The sequence below is a fragment of the Serratia microhaemolytica genome (assembly GCF_004011885.1).
Lineage (GTDB): Bacteria > Pseudomonadota > Gammaproteobacteria > Enterobacterales > Enterobacteriaceae > Serratia_G > Serratia_G microhaemolytica.
On record NZ_SBEF01000014.1, the window covers coordinates 19,323 to 45,507 of the forward strand.

At 49.8% G+C, this 26,185-nt stretch carries 17 protein-coding genes; 12 read left to right on the forward strand and 5 right to left on the reverse strand.

Annotation, left to right across the window (positions count from 1 at the left end; genetic code table 11):
• Positions 1-46: 46 nt before the first annotated feature.
• The 3 genes from EOJ37_RS06380 to yihI form a co-directional block, all read right to left on the reverse strand.
• Positions 47-973, reverse strand: a complete 927-nt coding sequence (locus EOJ37_RS06380; RefSeq protein WP_162473662.1) for an FkbM family methyltransferase — start codon at positions 971-973, stop codon at positions 47-49.
• A gap of 180 nt (positions 974-1,153) precedes the next feature.
• Complete coding sequence (gene hemN / locus EOJ37_RS06385) at positions 1,154-2,527, reverse strand: oxygen-independent coproporphyrinogen III oxidase (RefSeq protein ID WP_127959029.1); 1,374 nt, start codon at positions 2,525-2,527, stop codon at positions 1,154-1,156.
• Between the two features lie 63 nt (positions 2,528-2,590).
• Positions 2,591-3,133 carry a Der GTPase-activating protein YihI gene (gene yihI / locus EOJ37_RS06390; protein WP_127959031.1) on the reverse strand — a complete coding sequence of 181 codons (543 nt, stop codon included), beginning with the start codon at positions 3,131-3,133 and terminating at the stop codon, positions 2,591-2,593.
• A 579-nt stretch (positions 3,134-3,712) separates the two neighbouring features.
• On the opposite strand from yihI, the gene csrD reads away from it, so the two are divergent.
• The 11 genes from csrD (at position 3,713) to EOJ37_RS06450 (ending at position 20,310) form a co-directional block, all read left to right on the forward strand.
• Positions 3,713-5,644: an RNase E specificity factor CsrD gene (csrD, locus tag EOJ37_RS06395; RefSeq protein ID WP_127959033.1), complete on the forward strand. Its 1,932-nt coding sequence runs from the start codon at positions 3,713-3,715 to the stop codon at positions 5,642-5,644.
• 180 nt (positions 5,645-5,824) lie between these two features.
• Positions 5,825-6,868 (forward strand): rod shape-determining protein MreB, encoded by a 1,044-nt coding sequence (gene mreB / locus EOJ37_RS06400; protein WP_127959035.1) that lies wholly within the window; start codon positions 5,825-5,827, stop codon positions 6,866-6,868.
• 91 nt (positions 6,869-6,959) lie between these two features.
• On the forward strand, positions 6,960-7,946 hold the full coding sequence (gene mreC, locus EOJ37_RS06405) for a rod shape-determining protein MreC (protein WP_127959038.1): 987 nt from the start codon (positions 6,960-6,962) through the stop codon (positions 7,944-7,946).
• Positions 7,943-8,431 carry a rod shape-determining protein MreD gene (gene mreD / locus EOJ37_RS06410; RefSeq protein WP_127959040.1) on the forward strand — a complete coding sequence of 163 codons (489 nt, stop codon included), beginning with the start codon at positions 7,943-7,945 and terminating at the stop codon, positions 8,429-8,431. Before mreC ends, mreD begins: the two co-directional genes overlap by 4 nt.
• Before the next feature lie 23 nt (positions 8,432-8,454).
• Entirely contained in the window at positions 8,455-9,045 is a 591-nt protein-coding gene (locus EOJ37_RS06415; protein WP_127959042.1) for a Maf family protein, read from the forward strand.
• Positions 9,046-9,115: 70 nt separating this feature from the next.
• Complete coding sequence (gene rng / locus EOJ37_RS06420) at positions 9,116-10,585, forward strand: ribonuclease G (RefSeq protein WP_127959044.1); 1,470 nt, start codon at positions 9,116-9,118, stop codon at positions 10,583-10,585.
• A 110-nt stretch (positions 10,586-10,695) separates the two neighbouring features.
• A complete protein-coding gene (gene yhdP / locus EOJ37_RS06425) occupies positions 10,696-14,493 on the forward strand; it encodes an AsmA2 domain-containing protein YhdP (protein ID WP_127959046.1) in 3,798 nt (1,265 codons plus the stop codon).
• On the forward strand, positions 14,490-15,380 hold the full coding sequence (gene nit1 / locus EOJ37_RS06430) for a deaminated glutathione amidase (RefSeq protein WP_127959048.1): 891 nt from the start codon (positions 14,490-14,492) through the stop codon (positions 15,378-15,380). The genes yhdP and nit1 overlap by 4 nt, the downstream gene beginning before the upstream one ends.
• Positions 15,381-15,387: 7 nt before the next feature.
• The gene (gene tldD, locus EOJ37_RS06435) at positions 15,388-16,833 is read left to right on the forward strand and encodes a metalloprotease TldD (RefSeq protein ID WP_127959050.1); all 1,446 of its coding nucleotides are present in this window, start codon (positions 15,388-15,390) and stop codon (positions 16,831-16,833) included.
• A 436-nt stretch (positions 16,834-17,269) separates the two neighbouring features.
• Complete coding sequence (gene tssI, locus EOJ37_RS15040) at positions 17,270-19,927, forward strand: type VI secretion system tip protein TssI/VgrG (RefSeq protein ID WP_420820622.1); 2,658 nt, start codon at positions 17,270-17,272, stop codon at positions 19,925-19,927.
• Positions 19,924-20,310, forward strand: coding sequence for a contact-dependent growth inhibition system immunity protein (locus EOJ37_RS06450; RefSeq protein WP_127959052.1), 387 nt, complete (start codon positions 19,924-19,926; stop codon positions 20,308-20,310). The genes tssI and EOJ37_RS06450 overlap by 4 nt, the downstream gene beginning before the upstream one ends.
• A gap of 695 nt (positions 20,311-21,005) precedes the next feature.
• Here EOJ37_RS06450 and EOJ37_RS06455 read toward each other — a convergent pair.
• Positions 21,006-21,917 (reverse strand): cation diffusion facilitator family transporter, encoded by a 912-nt coding sequence (locus tag EOJ37_RS06455; RefSeq protein ID WP_127959054.1) that lies wholly within the window; start codon positions 21,915-21,917, stop codon positions 21,006-21,008.
• Positions 21,918-22,059: 142 nt separating this feature from the next.
• Positions 22,060-23,415, reverse strand: a complete 1,356-nt coding sequence (pssA, locus tag EOJ37_RS06460) for a CDP-diacylglycerol--serine O-phosphatidyltransferase (protein WP_162473665.1) — start codon at positions 23,413-23,415, stop codon at positions 22,060-22,062.
• Positions 23,416-23,619: 204 nt separating this feature from the next.
• On the opposite strand from pssA, the gene hrpB reads away from it, so the two are divergent.
• Positions 23,620-26,058 carry an ATP-dependent helicase HrpB gene (gene hrpB / locus EOJ37_RS06465; protein WP_127959058.1) on the forward strand — a complete coding sequence of 813 codons (2,439 nt, stop codon included), beginning with the start codon at positions 23,620-23,622 and terminating at the stop codon, positions 26,056-26,058.
• Positions 26,059-26,185: the final 127 nt, after the last annotated feature.

Below are 26,185 nucleotides of genomic sequence, written 5' to 3' on the forward strand. Positions count from 1 at the left end.
TCCGAGGCTGATTATCAGTCAGCCTTATCAGGGGCGAAACACCGGTCTAGTTGGTCATTTTTTTCAAGATACGTTCTGCAGAAGAGCCTTTTTTTAAGGCAATAATATTTTCGTAGGATTGTAGCGGATCAAAAGGTAACAGCTCACAGTGTTGTCTTCCCCAAGCAAAAATCTCATAGTTGGCTGTTGTTAGGCATTTCAGTACCCCACTGAGGTCATCGTTCAAATTACGAATGGCAGCGTCGCGGATATACTCAAGGAGTATTGGGGCAGTATTGCGTTGCAGAAATTGGGTTGCACCTCTTAAAACCAACTCTTCAGCGCCTTCTACATCAATTTTTACAATCCGCAGTCGGTCCATATCGACATCATAATTGCTGATCAGTGCATCAAGTGTCATCACGGGTGAAAACTCGAATTCGCGCTCACCGGTCAAGTGGGAGCTCCAGTTTTCAAAGATTGAGTTTGCACCGGTATTGCCGCGACGAACATACAGCTTGAGATAACGTTGTTGCATACTGTCGGACAGTGCAACCATGTGAACTTGTGCTTTGATTTGATTATCTAGCACATTCTTCAGCAATAGTGCAGCGTTCTCTTTTGAAGCTTCAACAGCAATCAACTCTAATTTTTTACCAGCACATAATGGGATGGATGCGGTGCCAATATTGGCACCAATGTCCAGTACAATGTCACCTTCGGTGAGATTCAATTGCTGGCCGACATCGAACACGGTCATTTCAAAAGGTTCATTACGGATGAAACTATGATAGCCAATATGATCATTGATATTTAAATTCAACTTCCAGCCATCACCAGCCAGTTGTAGCAATTTTGGTTTTGCAACATGTGCTGTTACTTTATGGGTGGAGTTGGGGTCAAATGCAGAGACCATTTTTCTTCCCAGCAGAGGTACCCGGCGGATTGAGCGTAATACGACGTGTAGTGCCTTGCTTGGCAGCACTGCACGCATAATTTTCGCGAAGTAACGGAGCGGTTTAATCATATTATTTCTCTAATCTTCGAGTTAAGGGTTACCCAGTATTCTAAAGGACAAAAGTTCCATATTGTCTGTTCAGTACTGTAAGTGACTTGGGTTGTCGGTGTTAGCTAACGGGCAGCAAGTGTTGCCGATGTTGTGATATTGGCATCATCAAATCACTCGCGAAAATTGTTGCGCGCGAGCCTGTTTACGCAGGTAGATATCAAAGCACATACAGATATTACGGATCAACAAACGGCCTTTGGCGGTAACGGACAGCGTGTGCTCATCACGCTCGACCAAGCCATCACGTTCAAACGGAGCCAGCAGCGCCAAATCAGCAGCGAAGTATTCAGCAAAGTTGATCGCATAGCGTTGTTCTATCGGACGATAATCGAGGCTAAAGTTACAAATCAGCGTCTTAATCACATCACGGCGTAAACAGTCATCGTTGGTCATGGTCAAACCGCGCCATAGTGCGTTGCCCGATTCTGCAACAGAGCTGTAGTAGCTTTTTAGCTCTTTTTGGTTTTGTGCATAACTGTCACCAAGCATACTGATTGCTGAGACCCCTAAACCGAGCAGATCGCTTTCACCCTGTGTGGTGTATCCCTGGAAGTTACGATGCAGCTTTCCTTCACATTGCGCGATAGCCAATTCGTCATTCGGTTTGGCAAAGTGATCCATACCGATAAACTGATAACCAGCCTGTGTTAAATACGCGATGGTATGTTGCAGGATATCCAGTTTCTGCTGGGCAGTCGGCAAATCATCCTCTTTAATTTTGCGTTGAGCAGCAAATAAGTTAGGTAAATGCGCGTAGTTAAACACACTTAACCGGTCAGGATTCAGTTCAACGACGCGCTGTAGAGTAAAGGCAAAACTTTCAACAGTCTGCTTGGGCAGGCCGTAAATCAGATCGATGTTGGTAGAGTGGAAGCCCAGAGCTTTGGCGCGTTCGATCAGGGCAAAAATAAAGGCTTCATCTTGTTCACGGTTGACCAGTTGCTGCACCTCCTTGTTGAAATCCTGCACCCCCATGCTTAAACGGTTAAATCCTTCTGCTCGCAAGTGATCAAGTACATCGAGTTCAATTTCACGTGGGTCGATCTCGATCGACATTTCAGCCTGTGGCTGAAGTGTAAAGTGTTGGCGTAACATTGCCATCAATCGACTGATTTGCTGCTTGTTGAGATAGGTAGGGGTACCGCCACCCCAGTGGATCTGGCTAATCTGACGATCGGTAAACAGGGCAGCGCGCGCGGAAATTTCCTGTTCTAATAGATTAAGATATTGATCAGCCTTGTGTGTTTGTCGTGTAACCAGTTTATTGCAGGCGCAGAAATAGCAGAGTTTGTGGCAAAAAGGAATATGCACATACAGTGACAGTGGGCGATCAGGGTAGCGCTGTGCTGCGGTTTGAAATGCAGCCTGGTCATAGCTTTGATTAAATTCCAGCGCAGTGGGGTATGAGGTATAGCGAGGCCCTGAATAGTTATATTTCTGGATCAAAGCCAGATCCCAGACAATGGTCTGCTGTGACATATGTAGTTACTCCTTCCGATATTTCCCGCTACAGGGCCGACAAAAAATAGAAAATCGATAATATTAGTTTGGTTGAGCTGAGCCACCTTTTAATAGTCTCAGGATATCCTCTTGTTTTTCTTCTTCCTGCTCATCTGCATCATCAATTTCGATGCCTAACTGTGCCATCAGCGCTTCGATACGCTGCAACTGTTTGGTCATATAGTCCTGTTCTTGCTGGCTAAGCTCTTCTCCTTGCTCAAAACGGTCGAGCAGTCTTTCCAAGTCTGCGTCGTTTTCCAGTTGGCTAAGCTCTTCTTCTGCTGACAGGAGAGGCGGTGGGGCTATTTTTAGCTTAGCAACCGGCGGATGGCTGGTTCTGCTATCTGCTAGCAATGGCACCGGCACTTTACTGCCAATCCGAGGATCTTTGGATTGCTTGGCGTTACTATTTTTGCGGTTGTCACTGGCCACTTGTGTGCGTGATCCTGGCGTGTGACCACGGCGTTTCTTCTCCCGCTTGCGTTCACGCGCTTCCAGGTCAAGCTCAGCACGGCTCTTCTTTTTACGTTTTGTTGATGCAGCACGCTGGCGTGCAGTATGGGAACTGTTTGACGTTAACTTCATGACGGGCTCTCAGATAGGTCTGTGCTATGGCTGTATATGATCGAGGTGACAGTGCACAGAACGCAAGCGAAATTACTGTCACACTGCACATTGTAGCTGTGCCACATTCGATCTGGCTAGCAGCGTTATGCTAGCGTGTCTAACTGCTTGCTGTAGTTTGCGATCAAAATGTTTGCCGATACTCTGGCAGGAAAAACTGATCTTTTGGCAGGGTACAGGATGAAATCGATGTAATCGATGTTAGATCGCTACAGTAACAGTTGTTCGACCGCATCCAACGCTATTAAGGTTAATTGTTTGATCAAAAAGTGATCGGATGGTTTGGGGCAGTGTGCGTGAGTGTATCAATTCACAGTACAAACCCAGAATGATCGCGTAGATTAAAGTAGATTTAATCTTATTCTAGCCAAAAAGATAAGGCTAGTTACTAAGTTAAACTGAGATTATGCTAATTTTCTCTGATTTGAGTTAAACCGGTTGATAAAGGGTTTACTGCTCAGTTATTGTCTATCTGATTTTTTGGCGGGTAGTGATCATCTACCGTTCGTTCAACTATTGACCTATGGACAAGGCACAAGGATGAGACTTTCAACGAAACTCTCTGCACTAACCAGCTCGTTAGTGGTTGCGACGCTGTTTTTAGTCCTGTTCGGTTGTTCATACAGTTTTTTTCATATCACACAAGCACGTATGGAACGGCGTATTAGCGTGCTGGCGACCACACTCGATCAGGCAATGCTGGTTAGCTCGCCAGTACAATTGAGCAATTGGTTGCCTTGGGTGATGCAGTCATTAGGTGCGGTTAATGTTGAAATAGGGACGGGCACCAGCACTATCTTCTCTCAAAAAATCCCGCTCACCGAGTTGTTGAGCAGCACTTCTCCTGTTTATCGTACAGCCAGATTTGGCATGATGCACCATCCGGGTGTTTACGTAGATATTACCTATCTTGATCCTTTTACCAGCGGAATACTTTCGTTTCGCTCAATGACAGCAATAACGCTGTCATTGGTTTTTATGTTGGTGATATTAGCTGGCACACTCTATTGGTTGCGTTTACAGGCGGCGGATAAGGATCACCTCGAGCGGCGCGCGAAGCGTATTTTAAACGGTGAACGTGACGGGGTATTTTCTGGCAGTGAAGTTGAGTGGCCAGTGAATGCCAGTGCTGCAATTGATTGTCTGCTGGTCGAGTTGGCTGAGGCTCGCGAAGAACGCACTCGCATCGACACCCTGATCCGTGCTTTTGCTGCGCAAGATGCGAAAACTGGCCTGAATAACCGCTTGTTCTTCAACAATCAACTGATCACTCAACTGGAAGAGGAAGGATCCCACGGTATTGTGATGATCTTACGCTTGCCTGATTTTGATACTTTGTGTGAAGTGCATGGTAACACCCAGGTCCAGGAGATGATGTATCTGCTGGTTAACCTGTTATCCAGCTTCATCACACGTCATCCTGCGGCACTGTTGGCGCGTTATCAACACAGTGATTTTGCGGTACTACTGCCGCATCGGACCTTGAAAGAAGCAGAGAGTATGGCTTCACAAATGGTGCATGGTATTGGTGCTCTGCCCTCGTCAATGCTGATCGACCGTCAGGCGCTGCTGCATATCGGTATTGTTGCCTACCGTAGTGGACAAACGATGGAACAGGTGATTGATCAGGCTGAACAGGCCAGTCGTCATGCAGCGTTACAAGGTGAGAATGGCTGGTACATTTATGACAGTAAAGTGCCTGAAAAAGGGCGTGGTAGCGTAAAATGGCGCACACTGCTCGAACAGGTGCTGACACGCGGTGGACTGCGCCTCTACTTGCAACCGGTGATCACTGAGCAAGGGGATGTACATCACCGTAAAGTAAATAGCCGTATCCACGATGGTGTTCAGGAACTGCTTCCGACAGAATATCTACCGCTCATTGAACAGTTTGGTTTGGCTGAGCGTTATGATCGGCAATACGTAAGCCGGATCATCCCGCTGTTATCACAATGGCCTGAAGAGACATTGGCATTTGGTTTGTGTATCAGTTCATTGCGACAACGCAGTTTCCAACGTTGGCTGCGTGATACATTGATGCAGTGTGAAAAAAGCCAACGCCGACGCATTCTGATCGAATTAGCTGAAGCAGACTTATGCCAAAACATCGAGCAATTGCGCCCGATATTGCGCTTGTTGACCGCGTTGGGTTGCCGGATAGTGGTTTCTCAAGTGGGATTAACGGTAACCAGTATTGCTTATATCAAGTCATTGCCGGTGGAGTTGATCAAACTTCACCAGAGTGTCGTGCGAAGTATAGATGAGTGTGATGAAAATCAGCTATTTGTACAAAGTCTGGTAGGTGCCTGCGATGCGGCACACAGCAAAGTTTTTGCCGTTGGTGTGCGCACACGTAATGAATGGCAAACCTTAAAAGCACGTGGAGTACTGGGGGGTGAGGGTAATTTCTTTGCTTCACCAGAACCGATCCAGGAAGGGCGGAAAAAATATTCACGTCGTTCACGCGCCTGATCATCGTTATCTCTAGTGGTTAACTTAGTTAATCGCCAACAGGTTATCCATTGGCCCGGTTATTACATCCTGCAGCAACTTGGCACCGGAGTACTTTTCTACCTTGTGGCTACAGGCTGTGATTGGTAAAGTAAGCGGATATCTTTTTTCGCCCACAGCTTGCAGGATTATTTTTTCGTTATGTTCAAAAAATTTCGTGGCATGTTTTCTAATGACTTGTCTATCGATCTGGGAACTGCTAATACCCTGATTTATGTTAAAGGACAAGGCATTGTACTGAATGAACCGTCGGTGGTTGCCATTCGCCAAGATCGTGCCGGTTCACCGAAAAGTGTGGCGGCTGTTGGTCATGACGCCAAACAGATGTTAGGGCGTACCCCTGGTAACATTGCTGCAATTCGTCCTATGAAAGATGGCGTTATCGCCGATTTCTTTGTAACGGAGAAAATGCTGCAACACTTCATTAAACAAGTTCATAGCAACAGTTTTATGCGCCCAAGTCCACGCGTGCTGGTCTGTGTGCCGGTTGGTGCTACCCAAGTTGAACGCCGTGCGATCCGTGAATCTGCCCAAGGTGCAGGTGCGCGTGAAGTGTTCCTGATTGAGGAACCTATGGCAGCAGCAATCGGTGCAGGTTTACCGGTCTCTGAAGCAACAGGCTCGATGGTGGTTGATATTGGTGGTGGCACGACAGAAGTTGCGGTGATCTCACTCAATGGTGTGGTCTACTCTTCATCGGTGCGAATTGGTGGTGACCGTTTTGATGAAGCGATCATCAACTACGTGCGTCGTAATTACGGTTCATTGATTGGCGAAGCGACAGCAGAGCGCATCAAACACTGTATTGGTTCTGCTTATCCCGATGATGAAGTGCGTGAAATTGAAGTACGCGGGCGTAATTTGGCTGAGGGCGTACCGCGTGGCTTTACCATGAACTCGAATGAAATCTTGGAAGCGCTGCAGGAGCCGCTGACCGGTATTGTTAGCGCAGTGATGGTGGCATTGGAGCAGTGTCCACCAGAATTAGCTTCTGATATTTCTGAACGCGGCATGGTGCTGACCGGTGGCGGTGCCCTGTTACGTAACCTTGACCGTTTGCTCATGGAAGAAACCGGTATCCCGGTAGTTGTAGCCGAAGATCCGCTGACTTGTGTGGCTCGTGGTGGTGGTAAAGCCCTGGAAATGATCGACATGCATGGCGGCGACCTGTTCAGCGAAGAATAATGCGCCGACTCAAACTGGTGCCAGGCTGTCGGTTTCCGCAGGGATACTGACAGCTTTGCTGCTGGTGGTTGTCGAGGTACACACATAATTTATGAAGCCAATTTTTAGCAGGGGCCCCTCTCTTCAGCTCCGACTTTTTCTCGCCGTCGTCGTTGCTATTGTGCTCATCATTGCCGATAGTCGGCTTGGCACATTCGCAAAAGCGCGTAACTATCTTGATACTGCGGTCAGTCCTTTCTACTTCTTGGCGAATGGGCCACGTAAAATGCTGGATTCTTTGTCGGAAACATTTGCCACACGTCAGCAATTGGAATTAGAAAACCGCGCGTTGCGTCAGGAGTTGTTGTTAAAAAGCAGTGATATTCTATTACTCGGCCAGTTTAAACAGGAAAATGCTCGGTTACGTGAATTGCTTGGCTCGCCACTGCGTCAAGATGAGCACAAAATCGTCACTCAGGTGATCTCGACCGGTTCTGATCCTTATAGCGATCAGGTAGTGATTGATAAAGGCTCAGATAATGGTGTCTATGAAGGCCAACCAGTAATTAGTGATAAAGGCGTCGTTGGTCAAGTGATTGCGGTCGCTAAACTGACCAGTCGAGTACTGCTGATTTGCGATGCTTCCCATGCCTTGCCTATTCAAGTGCTGCGTAATGATATCCGAGTGATTGCAGCGGGTAGTGGTTGCACCGATGATTTGCAACTGGAACATTTGCCAGCCAACACGGATATTCGCGTTGGTGATGTACTGGTGACTTCGGGGCTTGGCGGGCGTTTCCCTGAAGGTTACCCAGTCGCGGTGGTTTCATCCGTGCGGGTAGATAATCAGCGTGCTTATACCGTGATACAGGCACGACCGACTGCTGGCTTACAGCGCTTGCGCTATCTGTTGCTACTCTGGCGTGGTGAACGCGGTAGTGACACCAGTCTGCCTGCCAATGAGGTACAGCGTGTTGCCAACGAACGTCTCATGCAGATGCTTCCGCAGGTGTTATCCAACGAGGAGGCTAAACAGCCTTCCACGGTTGATCGGACAGATCAACCCCCGTCTTCCCCAACAACTGGAGCTCCCAGATGAACCCTTATCGCAGCCATGGACGCTGGGTTATTTGGTTATCATTTCTAGTCGCCTTGGTGCTACAGATCATGCCGTGGCCGGAACAGATCCACATGTTCCGCCCCTCTTGGCTATTACTGGTGCTGACTTACTGGGTGATGGCATTGCCTCACCGAGTGAACGTTGGCACAGGATTTATTTTAGGGCTGATTACTGATCTGATCTTGGGTTCCACACTGGGTGTGCGTGCGTTGGCGCTCAGTATCATCACCTACTTGGTGGCATTTAAGTTCCAGTTATTTCGCAATATGGCGTTATGGCAGCAGGCATTAATTATTGTGTTACTGTCATTAGCGATGGATGTTGCCATTTTTTGGGCGGAATTCTTGGTGATCAATGTCTCTTTCCGCCCTAATGCATTCTGGAATAGCTTGGTCAATGGTATTTTGTGGCCGTGGTTATTTTTACTGATGCGTAAAGTTCGCCGTCAATTCTCGGTGCAGTAATCAATTATTCAGAGGAACGAGGGATGGTTTCACTTTATCTTGCTTCAGCTTCACCGCGTCGACGCGAGTTGTTAACTCTGCTGGGGATCCCGTTTGAAGTGATTGTCACCGATATCCCGGAACAGCGCGAGGCGAATGAAGCGCCAATCGATTATGTCTGCCGTCTGGCACAGCAGAAGGCGTGTGCCGGTGTCCAGTTGGCAGCGCAACATCGGCCGGTGCTTGGCGCAGATACTATCGTGCTATTACATGACCAACTGTTAGAGAAACCTCGTGATCAGCAGCACGCCAGTGAAATGCTGGCACTACTCTCTGGGCAACAGCACCAGGTCATGACAGCGATTGCCTTCGCTGATCGCCAGCATCTGTTATGCCAACTGGTGGTGACCGAGGTGACCTTCCGCACGTTGTCGCCACAAGATATCCGCCAGTATATTGCCAGCGGTGAACCCATGGACAAAGCGGGTGCTTATGGCATTCAAGGAAAAGGCGGGTGCTTTGTTAGAACGATCAATGGCAGTTATCATGCAGTGGTTGGCCTACCGTTAGTGGAAACGGCCGAATTACTGCAACGTTTTCTGAATTTGTCTGCGACAACAAGCAGGCCATCATAGCACCGGTTAAAGTGCCAATTTTCAGTGCGACAGGGAAAGGCGAGCGTTGCTATGCCTGTCAGGAGAGTGTATGACCATTGAGTTACTGATCAATATCACACCGTCCGAAACGCGAGTTGCCTACATTGACGGCGGTATATTGCAAGAGATCCAGATTGAACGCGAAGCCAAACGCGGCATTCTTGGTAACATCTATAAAGGGCGAGTCAGCCGTGTATTACCGGGGATGCAAGCTGCTTTTGTCGATATCGGCCTTGATAAAGCCGCCTTTCTACATGCCTCTGATATCATGCCTCATACCGAATGTGTAGCGGGTGAAGAGAGAAAGAATTTTCATGTGCGTGACATTGCCGAGCTAGTGCGTCAAGGCCAAGATCTGATGGTGCAAGTAGTGAAAGATCCGATTGGCACCAAAGGCGCACGACTGACCACCGACATTACGTTACCCTCTCGTTACCTCGTATTTATGCCTGGTGCTGCGCATGTTGGCGTCTCTCAGCGTATTGAGAGCGAAGCGGAGCGCCAGCGCCTTAAAGCGACAGTGAGTCATTACTGTGACGAACTGGGTGGTTTTATCATTCGAACCGCAGCCGAAGGGATTGGCGAGCAGGAATTGGCACAAGATGCGGCATTTCTGAAACGGCTCTGGACTAAAGTCATGGAGCGCAAAAAACGCCACCAAAGCAAATTTAAACTGTATGGTGAACTGGCGCTGGCACAACGCATTTTGCGAGATTTTGCTGGCGCAGAGCTTGATCGTGTACGGATCGATTCGCATCAAACTTATGAACAATTGGTCGAGTTCACCAAAGAGTACATCCCTGATGTTACTGGTAAATTAGAACTGTATACTGGAATTCAGCCACTGTTTGAACTCTATGATGTAGAGAACGAAATCCAGCGGGCACTCGAGCGAAAGGTACAATTGAAATCCGGTGGTTATCTGATCATTGATCAAACGGAAGCGATGACTACCGTGGATATCAATACCGGTGCTTTTGTTGGTCATCGCAACCTCGAAGAGACGATATTCAATACCAATATCGAAGCAACACAAGCGATTGCGCGTCAATTGCGCCTGCGCAACCTCGGTGGCATTATCATCATCGATTTTATCGACATGAACAGTGAAGAGCACCGTCGTCGGGTGCTCAACTCGTTGGAGCAGGCGTTAAGTAAAGATCGAGTGAAAACCACCATCAACGGCTTCTCTCAGCTAGGCTTAGTAGAGATGACACGCAAACGCACTCGAGAAAGCCTAGAACATGTACTTTGTCACGACTGCCCCGCGTGTCATGGACGTGGAACGGTGAAAACGGTTGAAACAGTCTGCTATGAAATCATGCGTGAAATTGTGCGTGTACATCATGCATACAGTGCCGATCGCTTTCTGGTTTATGCTGCACCGGCAGTGGGCGAGGCGTTAAAAAGCGATGAATCACATGCGCTAGCTGAAGTGGAAATTTTTATTGGAAAACAAGTAAAAGTACAGATTGAGCCACTCTATCGCCAAGAGCAGTTTGACGTGGTTATGATGTAATTATTTTAAGCGGGTTGTTGCTGCAGCCAGGCCGGGCAAAATGATGAACATGATTCATGCGGATGCCCCAGCCAGCCAGGGTGTTATGCAAGAAAGATAAGGGGAAATTTGTGAGGCAACTACCAAGGCTGCTATTGACTGCCTGCGCGACGCTGACTGTTATTGTTGCATTGTTAATCAGTGGGTTGCGTTTATTGTTGCCCGAGTTGGATCGCTATCGTCCGCAATTATTGATGCAGTTGGAAAAGGTGTTGTCGGTTCCGGTTGATGCTGATTTTATTCAAGGCAGTTGGCAGACCTTTGGACCCACCCTAGAAATGCGCAATCTGCGTGCTACGCTACCGAATGGTCACCTACAGATCGCACGCCTTACCCTGGCACTTGATGTTTGGCAATCACTGCTCGATTGGCGCTGGCAATTTCGTGATCTCACCTTCTATCAACTACAACTGGATATTACCGAACCCTTAGCTGGGGGAGGAGTGCCTAATTTCTCTGCTGGGAAAATAGGCGAGCTATTTCTGTTTCATTTTGATCACTTTGATCTGCGCAATAGTGGCGTCTCATTTTTTACCCCCTCAGGCCAACATGCGGTACTGCATATCCCACAACTCACCTGGCTCAACCGCGCTAACCGCCACCGAGCAGAGGGGCAGGTTAGTCTATCAACCTTCTACAACCACCATGGCGCACTGGAACTGCGGCTTGATCTGCGTGATGAAGAGGGGTTGCTCAACAGCGGCACGATCTACCTAAAGGCCAATGATGTTGATATGAAACCGTGGTTCAGTCGCTGGTTAAAAAGTAACACAGGGCTGCAAAATGCCAACTTTAACCTCGCGATCTGGTTGCACCTTAGCGGTGGTGAAATACATGGTGGCGATGCATTACTGAGCCAAGGTATCGCTAGCTGGTTAGTGAACAGTCGCCAACACCAGCTTGAAGTCGATAACCTGGCATTAACACTCAGCCGACAACCGGATGGCTGGCAGTTGGATCTACCAGAACTGAATCTGAAAACGGATGGTCAACCTTGGCCTGCTGGTTCACTATCAGCATTATGGTTAACGCCGCTGAAAGACGCATCGTTGCGTGACGAACTACGGCTGCGCGCCTACGGTATCCAACTAGAACGGCTCTCTGCGTTGCTGCCAACGCTCTCATTTCTCAGCCCCAATCTGCTTGACCGTTGGCAGGATCTGCAACCAAAAGGCAAGTTACGTGCGCTAGCACTGGATATTCCGCTACAGCAGCCAAGACAGACCCGTTTTCAGGCCTGGTGGCAAGATCTCAGTTGGCAGCATTGGAAACTCCTGCCAGGGGCTGACCACTTTTCTGGAGCACTGGCTGGCAGTATTGAAGATGGCCGCTTGACGCTCGAACTACAGGATAGCACCTTACCGTATGGCAATCACTTTGCAGCACCACTTGAGATTAGCCAAGCGCATGGTGTCGTGAGCTGGCAATATGGCCCTCAAGGTTGGCAACTGTCAGGGAGAGCACTGGACGTACAAGCGAAATCGCTCTGGGTAAGAGGCGATTTCCACTATCTACATCCCAGCGCTGGAGAACCTTGGCTTGATATTTTGGCTGGCATCCATCTTTATGATGGAGCAGAAGCGTGGCGTTATTTTCCAAAATCTATTATGGGCAAACCGCTGGCCAGCTACCTTGGCAGCGCGATCCGGGCTGGCGTGGTTGAAAATGCTGCACTGATCCATGCGGGTAACCCACGCCAGTTTCCTTACGCCAACAATCAGGGACAATTTCAGGTTTATGTACCGCTACGCCAGGCAACATTCCAGTTTCAGCGCACTTGGCCAGCACTGCATGATCTGGCGATCGATCTTGATTTTCGCAATGCTGGTTTGTGGATGGTGGCAGCACAAACCATGCTTGGCAACGTGACCGGTAGCAACATTCGTGCTGCGATACCGAATTACCTAAAACAGCAACTGATCATTGATGCCAACATTGCTGGGCAGGGGAATGACATAAAAACCTATTTCCAGCAGACACCATTGAGGAATTCAGTCGCTGCTGCATTAGAACAGGTACAAGTGAGTGGTGCGGTGCAGGGCAACTTGCACCTGGATATTCCACTGAAAGGCGGGGGTGCCAACGCCAGTGGTGAAGTGACACTAAACAATAACAGCGTGTTGATTAACCCACTCAACAGCGAACTAAAGCAGGTCAGTGGCAAGTTTCGTTTTCACAATGCAACTCTCAGCAGCAGCAACCTAACCGCCACCTGGTTTGGCCAGCCACTGACACTCAGATTCGATACTGCGGCCAATCAGCACGAGTACCGGGTCAATTTGGCGCTGAATGGTGATTGGCACCTGGGCAACATCGCGGAACTACCACAACCGCTACGTCGGGCGCTGGCTGGCGAAGCCAGTTGGCGTAGCCAAGTGGCAATCAGACTGCCGTACCAAGCAGCAGCAAACTATAACATCACCCTAGATGCTGAATTAGAAAAAATAAGCAGCCAGCTACCCGCGCCGCTCAATAAAAAACCGGGAGTTCGCTTACCATTACATGCCACGGTAACCGGTGGCTTACAGGGATTTATGCTGCATGGTCGAGCCGCAGAGCGACATCAGTTTGCCAGTCAGTGGCAATTGGCTCCACAGCGTATCACGCTGCAACGAGCTGCCTGGGAGATGGCGACAGATTCGCCAGCAGCACTACCTGAAATGAAAACCTTGATGCTCAATCTACCGGCTGTTGATCTTGACCACTGGTTGCAATTACTGCCATCGACAGCACAACCAACCGCTAATCGGAGTGAAGGGGTTCAGGGTGGTGGTAATGTTGGCATGTTCCATTTCCCAACCAATATGGTGCTTAATACCAAACGGTTAACCTTAGCTGGCCAAGTATGGAATGACCTAAAACTGGTCATCAAGCAGCAACCGTCAGGAAAAAGGTTAAATGCCAAAGGGCAAGAATTGGATGGCTGGCTGACAATACCAGATCAAGGCCCGTGGCAAGCTGAGTTTGCCTACCTGTACTACAACCCGCAGTTTCCAGCCACACAGCCAGCAACAGAGAGTGAAGCACTGTCATTTCAATCTTGGCCCTCAATCAATTTTCGCTGCCAGTCATGCTGGTTGTTGGGGCAAAACCTCGGCCAGGTCAGTGCGGAGATCCAACATCGGGGCGATAGCCTACTGTTGGAACAGGGGCTACTCGACACAGGCTATGGTCGCCTGCGAGTACGTGGTTCCTGGCAACAGGGCCGACAGGGTGAACGTAGCGCATTCCAAGGCACGCTAGAGGGCACAAACATCGAACAGAGTGCCGATTTTTTTGGTGTTATTATCCCAATACAAGAAGCGCCTTACGACATCGGCTTTAATCTATACTGGTCTGGACGTCCCTGGCAGCCACAAATCGATACACTGCATGGCAGCATCAATTTTGCGCTGGGGAAAGGAGAAATTGACAGTATTGGTGCTGGTCGTGCCGGGCGTTTGCTGCGCTTAATCAGCTTTGATGCATTGCTACGCAAATTGCAGCTCGACTTTCGCGACACTTTTGGCCGTGGTTTCTACTTTGACTCCATACGCGGCGACATTCGTGTTAAAAATGGCATACTGCATACTAACAATTTGCTGGTTGATGGTCTGTTGGCGGATATCGCCATGCGTGGTCAAATCGACCTAGTGAAACGACAGGTAGCTATGCAAGCGGTGATTGCGCCCGAGCTCTCGGCGACGGTGGGGGTTGCTGCTGCGTTTGTCATTAACCCGATTGTCGGTGCTGCAGTGTTTGCGGCATCAAAAGTTCTGACACCTTTATGGAGCAAAATATCGTTTATTCGCTATGACATCAGCGGCAGCCTCGAACAGCCAACCATCAACGAGGTGCTGCGCCAGCCGAAGGAGGAGCAAGCGCCGTGAAAAATGCTAATGTTGCATTATTACAATTATGTAGTGGCGGCCAGGTGCGCGATAACCTGGCCCAGATAGAACAGCAAATTAAACACCTGAATGCAGGCATCAGGTTGGTAATGACACCTGAAAATGCCCTGTTATTTGCCAACTCAGCGAGCTACCGCCAACACGCGGAAGCCCAAGGTGATGGCCCACTGCAACAAGCGGTACGCGATATAGCACGGCGTTATGGTGTATGGCTATTGGTGGGTTCAATGCCACTGATCAGCCGAGAGGATAGCCAGAGCATCACCAGCAGTAGCCTACTGTTTGATGATCAAGGTGAAATCCGTGCCCGCTATGACAAGATGCATATGTTTGATGTTGAAATCAATGATATGCATGCTCACTATCGCGAGTCTGACACCTATCGTCATGGCCAGCACCTAACCGTTGTTGATACTCCGGTAGGGCGTCTTGGTATGACCATCTGCTACGATTTACGTTTTCCCGGACTGTTTCAGGCGCTGCGAGCCCAAGGTGCTGAATTGATCTCGGTACCGGCAGCCTTTACTCGCGTGACAGGTGAAGCACATTGGGAAGTTTTATTGCGAGCGCGAGCGATAGAGAACCAGTGCATTATTTTGGCACCAGCCCAAGTTGGCCGACACGATGCAACACGTCGAACCTGGGGACACTCAATTGCGATTGATAGCTGGGGCAATGTACTGACACAGAATGCTGATGCTGTTTCTGCGTTAAAAGTACGCGTTGATACCAGCAAGTTGAATACTATTCGTATGCAGATGCCAGTGATGCAGCACAATCGCTTCCAACCACAATTAGTGGAACCGCAATCGGCTGAACCACAATCAGTAGCTGCGACTACAATCCCAGACGTTAGTAAAGAGTGAACAGAATATGAGCCTGACCTTTGTCAGTGAACAGCTACTGGCTGTGAACAACCTAAGCCATCAAGATCTTTTTTCTACCTTAGAACAGTTAAGCGAACGCCGGATCGATTACGCTGATCTCTATTTTCAATCCAGTTACCACGAGGCTTGGGTGATTGAAGATCGCATCATCAAAGAGGGCTCATACAATATTGATCAGGGTGTCGGTGTACGTGCCGTGAGTGGCGAAAAAACCGGCTTTGCCTACGCGGATCAACTGACACTGAATGCTCTGCAACAGAGCGCCCAAGCAGCGCGCAGCATTGTGCGCGAAAAGGGCAACGGCAAAGTCCATACTCTGCAAGCAGTAAATTACGCACCGCTCTACCCAGCGCTGGATCCGCTACAGAGTTTGTCACGGGATCAGAAAATTGCGCTGTTACAGCGTATAGATCAAGTTGCTCGTGCGGAAGATAAACGGGTACAGGAAGTAACAGCCAGTATCAGCGGCGTCTATGAACTGGTGCTGGTTGCGGCAACCGATGGAACACTGGCGGCTGATGTTCGTCCATTAGTGCGCTGTTCGGTCAGCGTACTGGTTGAACAGGATGGTAAACGTGAGCGCGGTGCCAGTGGTGGCGGTGGACGTTATGGCTATGACCAGTTTTTGTCCATCGATGCCGGTGAAGTGCGAGCAGAACGCTACGCAAAAGAAGCAGTACGCCTGGCATTGATCAATCTATCAGCGATTGACGCTCCAGCCGGAAGTATGCCCGTGGTATTAGGTGCTGGTTGGCCGGGCGTGCTATTGCATGAAGCGGTCGGGCATGGTCTAGAAGGAGACTTCAACCGCCGTGGTAATTCGCTGTTTAGCAATCGGGTTGGCCAACGGGTGTCCTCTGAGTTATGCACCGTGGTTGATGATGGCACTCTGTTAGGACGTCGAGGTTCGGTAGCGATTGATGATGAAGGTGTGCCTGGGCAATACAATGTACTGATTGAAAATGGTATTTTAAAACGATATCTGCAAGATAAACTTAACGCTCGCCTGATGGGGGTTGCCCCGACCGGTAACGGCCGCCGCGAGTCGTATGCTCACCTGCCAATGCCACGCATGACCAACACCTATTTACTGGCCGGGAAATCGACGCCGGAGGAGATTATCGCCAGTGTTGATTATGGACTCTACGCGCCTAATTTTGGCGGCGGACAGGTAGATATCACCTCGGGTAAATTTGTTTTCTCAACGTCTGAAGCCTATCTGATCGAAAAAGGCCGCATCAGCAAGCCAGTGAAAGGAGCAACGCTGATCGGTTCGGGCATTGAAACAATGCAGAAAATCGTGATGGTCGGCAATGATCTGGCACTTGATAACGGAGTGGGAGTCTGCGGTAAAGAGGGGCAGAGTGTGCCAGTAGGTGTTGGTCAACCCACTTTAAAAGTGGAGTCATTAATTGTCGGCGGGACGGCATAGCGCTAATTTACTAGCGCACTGAAACGAATAATCATCATCAATCTCTGTGTATTCAACAGGTAGTGCCTGTGCCTGATTGATTTTTCACCAGGGATGGTGATTGGATACAGGCTCAAGTCGAGTCGCAGCGTGTCATTCAATCGCGATTGGCACGATGAACATCATGGATCCGCGTTGGTGTGCTGTTCAGCGCACTCAACACCATGACAGCGCTGCAACCGTCAGCGGGGGATAACGATCACCTGAATCTCACAGCCAGACACCCTGTATTAACGTAGGGTAAGAGAACCAGTTTCTTTGCATGCAACTGCGTGATTTAATCCCAGAACAGTGATTAAACTATCGTCTCAGTTAGGCTTTTTAGCCGTTGCGGTATCGACCATCACTCACCGTGATCAGAACCACTAAAACCAAGTCATTTACACGTATAATCAACGTGATAACAGGGAACGGGAACATGAGCACTCAAGCCAGTGGATTGCAATTCACCCTTAGCGCCGGAGGCCAACCGGCAGGCACCTTCGCCGTAGTCGATTTCACCCTGCACGAACACTATTCTTCACTGTTTGAACTGGAACTTAACCTCGCCAGCGCCAACCCGGCGGTTGATTTTGATGCGGTGCTTGATCGCGGGGCGACACTCTCGGTCTGGCGCGACGGCGTGCTGCAACGCACCGTTTCCGGCATTGTCACCTGCTTTCAACAGGGCGACAGCGGCTTCCAGCAAACCCGCTACCGCATGGAAGTACGCCCCAGCCTGTGGCGCTTGAGCCTGTGCCGTAACTCACGCATCTTCCAGCTTGAGACGATCGAGCAGATCATCAGCAAACTGCTGCGTGAAGCGCAAATCGTCGACTATGCCTTTGGCCTGCGCCACCCGCACCCAGCACGCGAATTCTGTGTGCAGTATCAAGAGAGTGACCTCGCGTTTATCCAGCGCCTGGCCGCCGAAGAGGGCATCTTCTTCTATTTTGAGTTCAACCAGGGCCGCCATACCGTAGTGTTTGCCGATGACTGCGGCATCATCCGGAAAAAAGCCAGCCTGCCGTACAACCCGAACGTCGCGGCACAAGCCAACGAGTTGTGCGTCAACCGCTTCATTTGCAGCGCGCAAGTGCGCCCGGCGGAGGTGCAACTGAAGGATCACACCTTCAAAAACCCGCGCTGGGATGCGACATTCACCCAACAGGCCAGCGGTGAAATCGCTCAGCGTCGCAGTTACCAACAGTTTGATTTTCCTGGTCGCTTCAAAGATCAGCAGCACGGCAAAGACTTCACCCGCTACCGGCTGGAGGCGCTGCGCAACGACGCCCGCTTGGGGCGCGGCCACAGCAACGACTTCCGCCTGCAACCTGGCATTCTCCTGACGCTGAGCCAGCACCCGCGCGCTGACCTGAACGGCGACTGGCAACTGATCGCCACCCGCCACAGCGGCCAACAACCGCAAGCGATGGAGCAGGAAGCCGGCGAGCAAGGCACCCACCTCACCAGCGAGTTCCAGTTTATCCCGCGCACCCAGACCTGGCGGCCAACGCCACTGCCGAAACCGGTCATCGACGGGCCACATCTGGCCAAGGTAGTCGGCCCCGGCAACGAAGAGATCTTCTGCGATGAACATGGCCGCATCCGCGTGCAGTTCCGTTGGGATCGCTACGGCAACAGCGACGACCACAGCTCATGCTGGATCCGCGTCAGCCAGCCGTGGGCAGGACAAGGCTGGGGCATGATCGCCATCCCGCGCGTCGGCCAGGAAGTGGTGATCCACTTCCTGCACGGCGATCCGGATCAACCGATGGTCACCGGCCGCACCTATCATGCGGTCAACCGCGCCGCGCTGAAACTGCCGATGGCGAAAACCCAGATGGTGCTGCGTAGCAAAACCCACAAAGGCGAAGGCTACAACGAACTGCGCTTTGAAGATGCCAAGGGCATGGAAGGCCTATTCCTGCGTGCCCAGCGCGACATGACCACCCAAGTGCTCAACAACCGCGTCACCGAAGTGGGGGCTAACCACATCGAAACGGTGCGACAAAATCAGCAGATTGAGATTGGCCAACATTATCACTTCACCGCGCACGGCAACCACACCCTCACGGTTCAGGGCGATCAACACACCAAGATCAACGGCCAACAGCAACGCACGGTACAACAGGTGCTGGAACTGGCCTCGGCGCGCGGCATTCGGCTGGAGAGCGGCGCATCGGCACTGGAACTGCACGCCGACGGCCGTATCAGCCTGCACGGCAAAAACTTCAACATTTATGCCACACACAACGGCCAGATCACCGCCAGCCAAGCGCTCGATCTCAACGATGAACAGCAGCTTGCCGAAGCCAGCCAGTGGATAAAAAATGCGTTTGCTGGCCAGCCATTAACGGTCGAAACCGGCGCTAATGTCACACCGGAAGCGGCTGCCGCGGCAAGCACCACAGCGGACGGCGAGCACAACCGCACTGAACCGACATTGAGCACACTCAACAGTGCAGCGGTGGGGCGATTGCTGGCCGCCGGTGCGCTGTATCACCAAAACCCAGAGACCTTTGCCACTATAGCCGAACAGTTGGGCGGCGAAGCGCTCGACGCTTATCATGCTGATTACCAAGACCCACGCTCCCAGGAGGCCATCAGCCAGCTCTCAACCTTGGTCGATTTTGTCCCGGTGGTCGGCGATATTAAAGGCTTTGCCGAAGCGGAAGACACGCTCGATTTTCTCGCTGCCGCCATCGGCGTGATCCCGGTTGTCGGCGACGCCGCTGGCAAAGCGCTGAAAGCAGCGAAACAAGCACTGAAAAAAGGCGATAAGCTGAATCAAAAGCAAGAAAGTGCTATCAAAAAGATTGATAACACAATAAAACACTCCATAAAGGACCATGATATTACTGGAACACTTAAAGATATGGAGGGGACACCTGTACCCAAAAAGGAAGGAGGATATTGGGATCACATGCAAGAAATGCAAAATACACTGAGGGGATTAAGGAAGCATGCAGACACACTGAAAAATGTAAATAATCCAGATGCTCAGGCAGCATATAACAGAGCAACCAATGCCATCAATAGAATTGAATCCGCAATAAAGGGGTATGGTATATGACAACTTTCCGTGACTTGTTAGGAAACATAAATTCAACGAAAGAACCTAGCCGACAGTCTTCACTTGAATTGTGGTTTGAACAGATTATCGACATACCTATCGATAGTCTAGATGTAGAGGATATTTGCCGTGCGATCCGACAAAAACTGTGTATTGCTCAATTGATGCCAAGGGTATTGACGATAATTGATGAGAATCCATTAGCCGGTGAATACTATGATGGAGAACTTATAGCTGCTCTATCAACGATTAAAAGAGAGGAACTGGAGGATAAGGAACATATTTTTATACAGATAAAGCAACTTATAAATGCGTTGGATCTTCTGACTATTGATGAGGATGTACGGAAGGATATATTAAAAATAAATAAAATAATCAGTTAGTTACCAAAATATCAAGCCTGCAGCTTAGGGGGTTGCTCAGGGCAAGATTACGAATATTTTTTAACCAACGCAATGGCAGTATTGACGTAAATTGTAGAGCATGATCTTATACTCTCTTGGGGAGACAATCATGTACCTTGATGCATTTATTCAACATTTTTCAGAAATCGAAGACAGTCGTCAATCCAGGGCAAACGCATGAACGTTTTTTAATCGATTATTAACTAAAGTTTGTTCTGTGCCACAATACGAGGGGCCAGGTAGTTCCCTCCCCTTAATAAGGGGAGGGTTAGGGTGGGGTGTTAACGCATTTGATTATTTTGAAATACCCCCTCCCAGCCTCCCCCTTTGCAGGGGGAGGAGCGAGACAATGCTTTTGCTTTGATAAGGGGAAAAACATCAACACGTGCTCAGGTCAAATACTGTTTTTGGTTAAAAAACGTTCGTGATCTTGCCCTGTGCTGATTACCGAGACTCCATTCAAATGAGGTAATTAGCCAACTCTCAACCTTGGCCGATTTTGTCCCGGTGGTCGGTGATATTAAAGGCTTTGCCGAAGCGGGAGACACGCCTTAAGAGCTGTTTGGCGCGGCTGCTAGCGATTGTTTGATTGACGGCTTGGCAGTGGCTATTTCAATGCTTTCTAGTGAGTTAATTATCACCCAGTCAAGGTGCAATCCCATTCGGTCGTTTGGTTACAGCCACTTCTCATCGCGACAGAAAGAGACACTCATCCATAAAGTTAACCCGGGTTGTTGTACTGATTGTGAAATATGTTCACGAATGCTATCTAACTCACTAATACCAATATGCTCTAGTGCTTCAGGCAGTACTACATAGACTTCGAGAAACATGCCGCGACCAATGCGGGTTACGTAGTGAGAATAGGTGATGAAACCGTAACGTTGGCTGAGCTGCTGCATTAACTGTTCTACCTGGTTATCCAAGTCAGTTGGTGTGATCAGTAATACTTCTTTGATCGCGTTGAAAACAATTTTGGCTGGGGTGGGGATCACAAACAGGATCAGGACAGCCAGTATAACTGAGTCGACATACGGGATCAGGTAAGCATAGTGTGTCCGTTGTAGCAGCCAGGCGAGCGAGAAAGCGCAGAAAATGGCACCACTGATTGCGGTGGAGATTAGCCATCCTTTGATGTCTAACTCAATAATTGGCGAGGATATTTGGTCATTGGCCTGTTTTTGTTTAATAAAAATCAGCAAACAGATTACTGTGACTGCGAAGGAGTAACTCATCGCCCAACCCAGGTCAAACGGATTGCCACCTTCAAGCAGGCTTTTTATTGCGTTAATAAAGGCATAGAAACAGAGTAAGATCAGTAAACTGCCATTAAAAACCAGCACCAGTGGCTCAATATGCCAAAAACCATACTGAAAGCGACGACTGGTCGGGTTCTGTTCGATGAGTCTCAGTACAAATAGCGCCAGGCTTGATAATACCGCATCCAGAATGGAGAACATCCCATCGAACATGATTGATTGTGAACCGGTTATCAATCCGAAGGAAACACTTAGACAGGCGATAGCGATTGCACCAGAGATCGAACGTTTTAATAACTGCTGTTCACGCTGAGTATTGGATACCATTGGAAGCCCCTTTTTAGCCAGGCTGGAGGGATTCTGACCGATTGGCAACGGTTTTTATCAGCAGATGCGGCAAGTCAATTACGTTGCAATCGGCAAACCCGGTGTGCAGTGGAGACCGGGTGGCAGGTATAGTGTAGCTGTTTTACAGAATGCGGCGAATCAAACGGTCAATGCGGATACGGCGTAATCGCCGGATCAGTTTACGTACTTTATCCGGGTATTTATCGATTGACTGAAGATCAATGTAGTGAGTGACTAGCGTGGTGTGAGTGCGGATCATCGCCAGTTCTTGTTGGCGTTGTTGCTGTAGCTCCAGTTTGGGATCATGGATCAGGATTGCATTTTCCAGATCCAACCGCCAGGCGCGTGGATTCAGATTATTCCCTGTGATCAGTTGCCACTTTTCATCCACCCATACCCCCTTCAAGTGGTAGCTATTATCACCGTCTTTCCACAATCGGACTATCAATTGTCCGCTATAGACGTAGCGTTGTAAGCGGCTCAAAAAGCGGCGTAGATTGATTTCGTACAGGTAGGGCAGTGCGCCAATAATCTTAAAAGGCTGATCTTCTGGAATGTAGAAGTCGTTAGCGCTCTTGTCACCAACGATAATCTCAACCTGTTTGCCTTCTCGCAGTAACGAGACAATGGTGCGTACCAATGTTGAGGGAAGATTGAAGTAAGGGGTGCAGAGTGTCAGCTTCTGCTCTGTGCTGGCCATCAAATGGTAGATGGTCTTATTGAGTAGGCTTGGTTTTCCCAAGCCTACCAGCGGTGTCACTGCTAGCTCTTCGTTACTGGCATTTGATTGGAACTGGTAGTTAGCACTGCGCAAATTTAGCCTGAGCTGGCGGATCTCATTTTTCAATTCACTATTTGTTGCTCGCTTGGCACGATCGAGCGGCTGTACCGCTGCGCTAGTGAGTAGGTGTTGCTTGATGTAGCGACAGAAAGTCTCGGCTAACGTTGGGTTCGTGAGCAATTGGTAGCGATCGTAGCGATATTTCTCATGTTGATGCAGGTAGACATCATTGATGCTGGCACCACTGTAAATAACGGTATCATCAACGATAAATCCCTTCAGGTGTAACACACCCAAGGCTTCGCGCGTATTGACGGGTACACCATAGATGGGTACCGAAAGCGCCGGGTATTCTGCCGCTAGGCGGTAATACCAGTCGGCGTTGGTGTCGCTGGCTGCTGCACCAATTCGCCCACGCTGTGCGCGGTGCCAGTCAACCAGCACACAGATATCTAATTCGGGGCGCTGCTGTTTGGCTTGATACAGTGCATTCAGGATCTCTCGGCCAGCATCATCGTGCTCCAGATAGAGCGCAACCAGATAGATGCGGTTGCTAGCACAGGCGATAGCGGAGAGCAGCGTAGTGCGAAAATCGGCTGCAGTGTACAGGGTATCGGCATCGGCCGCTGCCTGAGTCAGTTTTGGCAGTTGTGCCAGGTGTTGTTGATGTTTGCTACGTTTGAATTTTGACAACATCACAGCGCGCTTCTTCTCTCTTGTTTGACCGGCCAGACTATCAGCAGCATTAAAGCATTTTTCAGCCCGTTTGACGATAGTATCATTAGTGCGGTCAATTCGGTTATGTTTTGCTGTCAATCTCTGCCAAGTTGCACCATTGCTATGTTATAGCAGTGAAATGTACCATGCGTAACTATTGGCTAGCGCAACACGGGAACTGTCATGTCTCCTCTTCCAATTAATACGATTATTGATCAATTGCTGTTGGCTTTGCAGTCGGCACGGCAAGTGTTGCTCCATGCTCCCACTGGCGCGGGAAAATCCACCTGGCTGCCTCTACAGATCTTGGCAAGTGCTGCGCTACCAGGGCGGATTATTATGCTGGAACCGAGACGGCTGGCTGCTAAGAGTGTCGCGTGTCGTTTGGCACAACAGTTGGGGGAGCAGCCTGGTGAAACCGTGGGTTACCGACTGCGAGCAGAAAGTAAAGTAGGTAGACAAACACGTCTCGAGGTGGTGACTGAGGGTATTTTGACGCGCATGTTGCAGCAGGATGCTGAGTTAACCGGTGTTAGTTTGGTGATCTTGGATGAATTTCACGAGCGCAGTTTACAGGCCGATTTGGCATTGGCGCTGTTGCTTGATGTGCAGCAGGGGCTACGTGACGATCTTAAACTGTTGATCATGTCTGCCACGCTGGATGATTCCCGGCTCTCACAACGATTACCGCAAGCGCCATTGCTGGTTTCTACTGGGCGCAGTTATCCCGTCGAGCGCTGTTACCAGCCTTTAGCCCCGCATCAACGATTGGAAGAAGGCGCGGCACAGGCAGTAAAGCGCTTAATGGCGCAACAACCGGGATCACTGCTGCTGTTTTTACCTGGAGTTACGCAGATCCTGCGGGTATTGGCGTTGTTACGAGATAATCTGCCGACTGATGTCGATCTTTGTCCGTTGTATGGTGCGTTACCGCTTTCTCAACAGCAGCAGGCAATTCAGCCTGCGTTAGCCGGACGACGTAAGGTGGTGTTGGCAACCAATATTGCTGAAACCAGTTTGACTATTGAGGGGATCACGCTGGTGATCGACTGCGGGTTTGAGCATGTCGCTCACTATGACGAACGTAGCGGCCTGACACGGCTCAGCAGTCAGCGTATTAGCCAATCTGCTATGAGCCAGCGTGCCGGTCGTGCCGGGCGGTTAGCTGCGGGCATCTGTTGGCACTTATTGAGCAAACAGCAGGCCGAACGGGCGATAGCACAGCCAGTACCGGAGATATTGCGTAGTGATTTAACTGGGTTTTGGTTGGAACTGTTAGCTTGGGGCTGTGTCGATATCACGCAACTCAGTTGGCTGGATCCACCGGCTGAAACAGCGTTAGCATCAGCGCGTGAACTGTTACAGCGTTTGGCTGCGGTGGATGCACAAGGCAAGTTAACCGCTAAAGGGCGGTGGATGGTGGATTTAGGATGTGAGCCACGATTAGCCGCGATGCTGTTGGCTGGCATTCATCACGGTGCTGATGGGGTAGCAACAGCAGCACTGCTGGTGGCATTACTGGAAGAGCCACCACGCGCAGGACAGATTGATGTGGCTTACTGGTTACATCATCCACAACCACATTGGCAGCGTCGAGCTAGCCAATTGATTAAACGCTGTGTCATGCCAACTGGACAGGTTAATATGGCGCTGGCCGAATTACTGTTAGTACATGCTTTCAGTGATCGCATTGCGCAACAGCGTGGTCAGGATGGGCGCTATCGCCTGGCGAATGGTTTAGGCGCGGTGATGGACGCAGATGATGCGCTGTCACAGCAGCGTTGGTTAGTTGTGCCGACACTATTGCAGGGGCATAACACGCCAGATGCCCGTATTTTGTTAGCATTACCACTGGCGATTGAGCGCTTGGTGAGCCAGTTACCAGAAATCGTCAGTTGCCAGACCCGCGTTGAATGGGATGAAAATAAAGGCACATTACGTGCTTGGCAACGTCAGCAAGTGGGATGTTTGACGTTACATAGCCAACCATTAGCCAAACCTTCCGCGCAACAGTTGCAACAAGCGTTAATACATTGGGTGCGCAATCAGGGGCTGAATGTGCTTAACTGGGATGTTCAAGCCTGTCAGCTAAGGCTACGCGTACAGTGTGCGCAACGTTGGCTGCCAGAATATGTTTGGCCCGCCATGGATGATGCGTCATTACTTGCCCGGTTAACTGATTGGTTGTCTCCTGCTCTGCATGGTGTACATAATCTGCACCAGCTCAGGCAGGTGAATGTTGCCCACGCGTTGGCTCAGTTGCTTGACTGGCAGCAGAAGCAACGGTTGGATAATGCCTTACCTACCCACTGCAATGTTGCCACTGGTAGTCGGTTGCCAATCACTTATCATGCAGATAAACCGCCAGTGTTAGCAGTACGTTTGCAAGAGATGTTTGGTGAACAGAGTAATCCAACAGTGGCGGAAGGGAGAGTGGTGCTGGTGCTTGAGTTACTGTCGCCTGCTTATCGGCCATTGCAGATCACGCGTGATCTGGCTGCGTTTTGGCGCGGGGCATATGCAGACGTGCAGAAAGAGATGAAAGGGCGCTATCCCAAGCATTTATGGCCAGATGATCCCGCACACACGGCTCCGACCAGACGTACCAAAAAAAATCAATAATCAACATATTGCCCCACCTGTTTTGTGGTGGCTAATGGCCGGTTTTCGGCTGGTAGTAAAGTCGGATAGTAGCAAATTCGGCTGGTAGTAAAACAGGTTCCTGTTGCATTGCAATGGGTGTCAACCA